The sequence below is a fragment of the Aequorivita sp. CIP111184 genome, from assembly GCF_900489465.1.
Taxonomy (GTDB): domain Bacteria; phylum Bacteroidota; class Bacteroidia; order Flavobacteriales; family Flavobacteriaceae; genus Aequorivita.
On sequence record NZ_UEFQ01000030.1, the window covers coordinates 159,054 to 165,175 of the forward strand.

Annotated in this window: 7 protein-coding genes; 4 read left to right on the forward strand and 3 right to left on the reverse strand. The window is 35.7% G+C overall.

Going from position 1 to position 6,122, the window contains the following annotated elements:
• Positions 1-60 precede the first annotated feature (60 nt).
• Positions 61-384 (forward strand): YbaB/EbfC family nucleoid-associated protein, encoded by a 324-nt coding sequence (locus tag AEQU1_RS15190; protein WP_111882458.1) that lies wholly within the window; start codon positions 61-63, stop codon positions 382-384.
• A 103-nt stretch (positions 385-487) separates the two neighbouring features.
• Positions 488-808, forward strand: coding sequence for a YegP family protein (locus AEQU1_RS15195; protein WP_111882460.1), 321 nt, complete (start codon positions 488-490; stop codon positions 806-808).
• Between the two features lie 114 nt (positions 809-922).
• Here AEQU1_RS15195 and AEQU1_RS15200 read toward each other — a convergent pair whose 3' ends face one another.
• The 3 genes from AEQU1_RS15200 to AEQU1_RS15210 are packed head-to-tail and all read right to left on the reverse strand — an operon-like array spanning position 923 to position 3,991.
• Positions 923-2,323, reverse strand: coding sequence for a nicotinate phosphoribosyltransferase (locus AEQU1_RS15200; protein WP_111882461.1), 1,401 nt, complete (start codon positions 2,321-2,323; stop codon positions 923-925).
• Positions 2,324-2,331: 8 nt separating this feature from the next.
• Complete coding sequence (locus AEQU1_RS15205; protein ID WP_111882482.1) at positions 2,332-3,357, reverse strand: low specificity L-threonine aldolase; 1,026 nt, start codon at positions 3,355-3,357, stop codon at positions 2,332-2,334.
• Between the two features lie 4 nt (positions 3,358-3,361).
• The gene (locus tag AEQU1_RS15210) at positions 3,362-3,991 is read right to left on the reverse strand and encodes a hypothetical protein (protein ID WP_111882463.1); all 630 of its coding nucleotides are present in this window, start codon (positions 3,989-3,991) and stop codon (positions 3,362-3,364) included.
• A gap of 124 nt (positions 3,992-4,115) precedes the next feature.
• Between AEQU1_RS15210 and prfB the strand changes: the two genes are divergently transcribed.
• Both prfB and AEQU1_RS15220 read left to right on the forward strand, forming a co-directional pair.
• A protein-coding gene (gene prfB / locus AEQU1_RS15215) for a peptide chain release factor 2 (protein WP_111882465.1) occupies positions 4,116-5,223 on the forward strand; the annotation gives its coding sequence in 2 pieces (ribosomal slippage) (positions 4,116-4,178 and positions 4,180-5,223; 1,107 coding nt in all).
• 33 nt (positions 5,224-5,256) lie between these two features.
• Positions 5,257-6,122: fibronectin type III domain-containing protein (locus AEQU1_RS15220; protein ID WP_146743764.1), on the forward strand; the 866-nt coding region annotated here is incomplete at its 3' end.

Genomic DNA, 6,122 nt, shown 5'->3' on the forward strand with positions numbered 1-6,122 from the left:
GAAGGTTGTTATATAGCTATCCAATTTAGTAAATTTGCAGCAAACTAAAATAAAAAAAATATGTTTGGAGATTTAATGGGAATGATGGGCAAACTTAAAGAAACCCAACAGAAAGTAGATGACACTAAAAAACGCTTGGACACTGTGTTGATTGACGAAGCTAGTAGCGACGGACTTTTAAAAATTACGCTCACAGCAAATAGAAAAATTAAAACAATTGAGATTGCTGACAGTCTTTTGGAAGATAAAGAGCAACTGGAAGATTATTTAATTCTCACTTTAAACAAAGCCATTGAAAAAGCTACAAACGTAAACGAAACTGAAATTGCAGCAGTGGCCAAAGAAGGAATGCCAAACATACCGGGAATGGATATGTTTAAATAGCTGAAGGCTATACTTATAAAAAAAACATTCGCTTACTTTTAAAACTTATTGTTTTTCACGATATTGAGAGTTCAATGATTTATTAAACCTTAAATATCTAATTATGTTTGAACTTAAAAAAAGTGGTGATAAGTTTCACTTTGTGCTAAAAGCAGTTAATGGACAGGTAATTTTAACCAGTCAAATGTACGCCACAAAAGCATCAGCCCTAAACGGCATCGAGTCAGTCCAGAAAAATTGTGGAAAGGACGAAAGTTTTGAAATGAAAACTGCGAAAAACGGAAAAATTCATTTCAATATTAAAGCCACAAATGGACAAATAATTGGTAGCAGCCAAATGTATACTGCTGAAAGCGGCGCCAAAAATGGAATTGAATCTGTAAGAAAAAATGCTCCAGGGGCTAGCGTGAAAGAAGTAGAATAAAAATTATCTTATCACTTACCTTAAACACAAGCTCAGTAATATTTTTTCAAAAAAATATTACTGAGCTTGTGTTTTTATTTAATAAAACTTGAGTATTGGGATTATTCGTTTTTTTTAAAAGGAATGACCCGAAACAAGCTTGTCTCGAATTGTTTTTAATTGCTCACTTAAACCAATTTTATAAGTGTGTGGATTTTGGAACCTTTTATATTCTTCGGGAAGCATAGCTAATCTTTTTTTGGAGTATTCTGCTATTTCAGAAACTTCTCGTTTAGCAATTACGGTTTTTCCCTTTTCCATTACTTTTTCCAATAGCGCCTCTTTCTGAAATCTTTGCAGTTCTAAGTTTTTCGTCGCATCAAAAGGGTGAAGCATTTTTGAGATTCCTTCTTCGGAAGCAAGCCCAATAGCATCAGCTCCGTAAAACATTCCGTTTTCATCTATCATTCTGTAAACCTGCTTTTTGGAAGGGAGGGAAACTTTAATGATATTTTCTGAAAGCTTTATTCGTGGTTCGCCATTATATTCAGAAAGTTTATAGACTCCATCAAGCGCAGCATCAGGCTTTCCGGTAACCAGATTGGTACCCACCCCAAAAATATCGATGGGAGCATGCTGTTCATTTAAACTTTTTATAACATATTCATCTAGCTGGTTTGACGCTACTATCTTTACATATTTCAGCTCTGCATTGTCCAAAAGTTTACGTGTTTCTTTTGCTAAATACGCTAAATCGCCACTATCCAAACGCACACCAAATAGAAGATCTCCCCTACTTTCCATCTGCTTTGCAACCGTTATTGCATTGGGCACGCCGCTCTTTAAAGTGTTGTACGTATCTACTAAAAGAACACATTTTTTTGTGCGTATTCGCGCAAAATCCTGAAATGCCTGCAGTTCATTTTCGTAACTCTGTATAAATGAATGAGCCATAGTGCCCGAAGCAGGTATATTAAAATCTTCAGCAGCCTTTACGTTACTCGTACTATCAAAACCGCCAATTGCTGCTGCACGGGTAGCATAATAACCGCCAGTTGCATGTGCGCGTCTTAAACCCATATCCAGCAAAAATTTATCTCCCGCACTATGGCGAATACGGCTAGCTTTTGTTGCGATAAGCGTTTGGAAATTAAGTATATTCAGTAAAACAGTTTCTACAATCTGAACCTCCATAATATTTCCTTCCACTTGCAGAATGGGTCTATTGGGAAAAACAATATCTCCTTCTGCCGAAGAAAAAATTCTGCCCCGAAATCGGAAATCTCGTAGGTATTCTAAAAAATCTGCTTCAAAACCGTGAATTTTTAGATAATCAATATCTTCATTTGTGAATCGAAGATTTTCTAGAATTTCAAGTATATTCCCTAAACCAGCAAAAATGCTGTAACCACTGCCAAAGGGATTATTTCTAAAATAATAATCGAAAACTGCCTCACTTTTAGGTTTTGTCTTAAAATATACCTGAGCCATTGTCAATTGATACAAGTCTGTATATGACGCTGAAATATGAAGCATAGAAAGAATTATTTAGTGTAGTTTTTTAGAACTTTCAGAAATGTTTCATGCATTTCATCCGTATAATCCAAATGGGTTACTATTCTTAGCTTTCCCTGACCCATGCTGCTTATTTTTATATTTTTCTGAAGCAAATCCTTCATAAACGTTTCTTCGGAAATTTCTTCCGAGAGATAAAATATAATAATGTTTGTTTCTGTGGGCTCAACCTTTTTTACATAAGATTGTTGTGAAAGCATTTCAGAAATTTCAGAAGCCTTTTTATGATCTTCTGCCAAACGTTCCAAATGATTGTCTAAAGCGTAAATACCGGCAGCAGCCATAAAACCTATTTGCCGCATGCCGCCACCCAAAACTTTACGGACGCGCATGGCTTTTTTCATAATTTCACTTTTCCCCAGTAGCACACTGCCCATTGGCGTGCCCATACCTTTACTCAAACAAACGGAAATAGTATCGAACACTTTTCCATAATTTTTAGGATCTTCTTTTTTTGCAACTAGGGCATTCCAAATTCGCGCACCATCTAAATGCAACCCTAAATTATGATTGTTACAAACTTGACGGATTTTTTCAATTTCGGAAAAATCATAGCATGCTCCCCCACCCTTATTTGTAGTATTTTCAAGACAAACCAAGCTGGTTAAAGGACTGTGATAAAAATCTGGGGGGTTTATACTTTCTGCTACTTGGGCAGCTGTAATCATTCCACGATTACCGTCAATCAGTTTACACGAAACCCCACTGTTAAAGGAGACTCCGCCACCTTCGTAATTATAAACGTGTGCCCACTTATCAGCTATCAGCTGTTCTCCGGGCTGGGTGTGCATTTTTATTGCGGCTTGATTTGCCATACTTCCCGTTGGGAAAAATAGTGCGGCATCCATCCCAAACATATTAGCTAACTTCTGTTCCAGTTTATTTGCCGCAGGGTCTTCTTTATAAACATCATCGCCCACTTCAGCACTCATAATGGCATGTAACATTCCTTGCGTAGGCTTTGTTACAGTATCACTTCTTAAATCTATTGTCATACTTTTAGTTTTCACGGAAAAATCTTCCACTTTCTTCAAAATGTTTTATCATTTCTGATATATCGTTATCAAGTTTAATCAATTCTAGTGATTTATTGTGGTCTGCATTTACGTTTTTATATTTTGAATCGTTGGTTAAATCAAATTCCTTAAAGCTTTTTTCAAAAACATCGTTGTTTAAAACAAACTTATATTCCTTTTGGCATGATTTAACGGACAGATTTCCGAATGCATTTTCATCAATTTTTTCACCTTCATAAGGTTTTACTTCGTCTTTCTTTAAAGGTTCCTTGTCTTTTAGAACTTTCTTAATCGTTTTGCTAATGCCAATTGTTAAAGGCATGTAGCTTCCGCAATTGTCAAATTTTTGAACCATCATTCTTTCCTCCTCTACTTTCCAAAAAAGATAAACGGAGTAATAAGTAGATGTAGAAGTACATAAACTTCCATCGGGCATAGTAAACATCTGAATATTACCATCGCAATAATCTTTTCTAAAAAAATATTCAGGATTTTCCTGCATTTCAAGTTCGGCCATTTTTTGGGAAACAAGTGAATCTACAAATGCTTCATCGTTTTGGGCGAAACCAATACAGGTAACAAATAAAATAAAAAGGAAAAATAAGTTTTTCATAAGAAGTAATTTTTTACACATTGGCGATTTGAAATTGCATATTTTTCAGAAAGTATAAAATTAGCCGAAAAATACTTTCCGCTTGCGAAGTTAATAGTATTTTTGCTCAAATTCATACCAAAATATGACTACAACAGACCAAATCAAAGACCTTAAGTCGCGGCTGGATGCCTTAAGGCGCTATCTTTGACATTGCTGGCAAAAGCATAGAGATTACAAACGACGAAGAAAAAACCTTTGACCCTAATTTTTGGAACAACCCGCGCGAAGCTGAAGCTTTTATGAAGGTGTTGCGCACTAAAAAGAAATGGGTTATAGATTATGAAACAGCTACAAATCTTACTGAAGAAGCCGAAATTCTGCTCGATTTTTATAAAGAAGGCGAAGGCAAGGCTGAAAATGTAGATGCGGCTTATGAAAAAGCTGAGAATGCCATAGAAGCACTGGAATTCCGAAATATGCTGGGCGAGGAAGGTGATGATATGAGTGCAGTGCTACAGATTACCGCAGGTGCTGGAGGAACGGAAAGCTGCGATTGGGCACAAATGCTCATGCGTATGTACCTAATGTGGGCACAAAAAAACGGTTATAAAGTAAAGGAACTGAACTTTCAGGCTGGCGATGTGGCTGGGGTAAAAACAGTAACCTTGGAAATTGAAGGCGAATACGCTTTCGGTTGGCTAAAAAGCGAAAACGGCGTTCACCGCTTGGTGCGTATTTCTCCGTTTGATAGTAATGCAAAAAGACACACTAGTTTTGCGAGCGTTTATGTTTATCCCTTAGTTGATGACACTATAGAAATTGACATAAATCCCGCTGATATTTCGTGGGAATTTGCCCGAAGTAGTGGCGCCGGAGGACAAAACGTAAACAAGGTTGAAACAAAAGCCATACTTACCCACCATCCTTCCGGAATCGTAATACACAACAGTGAAACCCGAAGTCAGTTGGACAACCGTGAAAAGGCAATGCAAATGCTTAAATCGCAGTTGTATGAAATTGAGCTTCGAAAACAATTAGCACAACGTGCCGAAATTGAAGACAGCAAACTTGCCATAGAATGGGGTTCACAGATTAGAAATTATGTTTTGCACCCTTATAAGCTGGTTAAAGATGTTCGCACCGCCCACGAAACTGGAAATACAGATGCAATGCTAGATGGAGAGATTGATGGATTTTTAAAAGCGTATTTAATGATGGCTGGGCAGAAGGAGAAGAGTAATGATTTGTAATTTTTTTAATTATATTTAAATTCAAATTTATTTATGAAAACTAAAATATTTTTAGCCTTATTCTTCGCTATCAATCTTTTAAGCTGTAGCAAAGACAGTGGCGATGATGAAAACACAACTTTTACATTTCAAGTAGAAGTTCAGAATGTCACAGATAGGGCTGCAACAATAACCTGGACACGACCCGAAGGTTCAAATATAAGCTACCAAATATTTCTAAATAATGAAATGATAGAAGATAATTTTGGCCTAACCGCTTATACTTTTAGCGGCCTTTCTAGTGAAACAACTTACAATGGAAAAATTACAGCTACTGATGGTAATCAAATTGCTACCGTGGAATATTTTTTCAATACTAATGAATATTTAGCAAACACCAATAACAGTAATGTTTATTTATACACTCAAGAACAGGTAAATGAGTTTGGCACGCATCATTATAACGAGCTTCTATATAACTTAACGGTAGTAGGCTCAGAAATATATGATTTATCTCCCTTAATAGATTTAAAAAAAGTACACGGTTATTTTGAACTTGGACATACACAAGCGCAAACCTTTGAAGGATTGAATAATTTAGAGTTTGTAGGAAATAATTTAAAGATTTATTACAATCGGGAAGTTAAAAATTTAAATTCGCTTCAATCATTAAATCATATTGGTGGTGATTTAATCTTCTATTCTAACCTAGTATTAGAAGATATAAACGGACTTCAAAATTTAAGGGATTTTGAAGGAGGTTTTCAACTTGAGGGATCAAAAATTACAGACTTAAATATTTTAAATGATTCCGTAAAACTTAAAAACTTATATATTGCTTATAATACCGAATTAAAAACAATTGAAGGGTTTCAAAGCCTAACTGAAATTGAGGAATTTTTAGATATAGATTATAATGA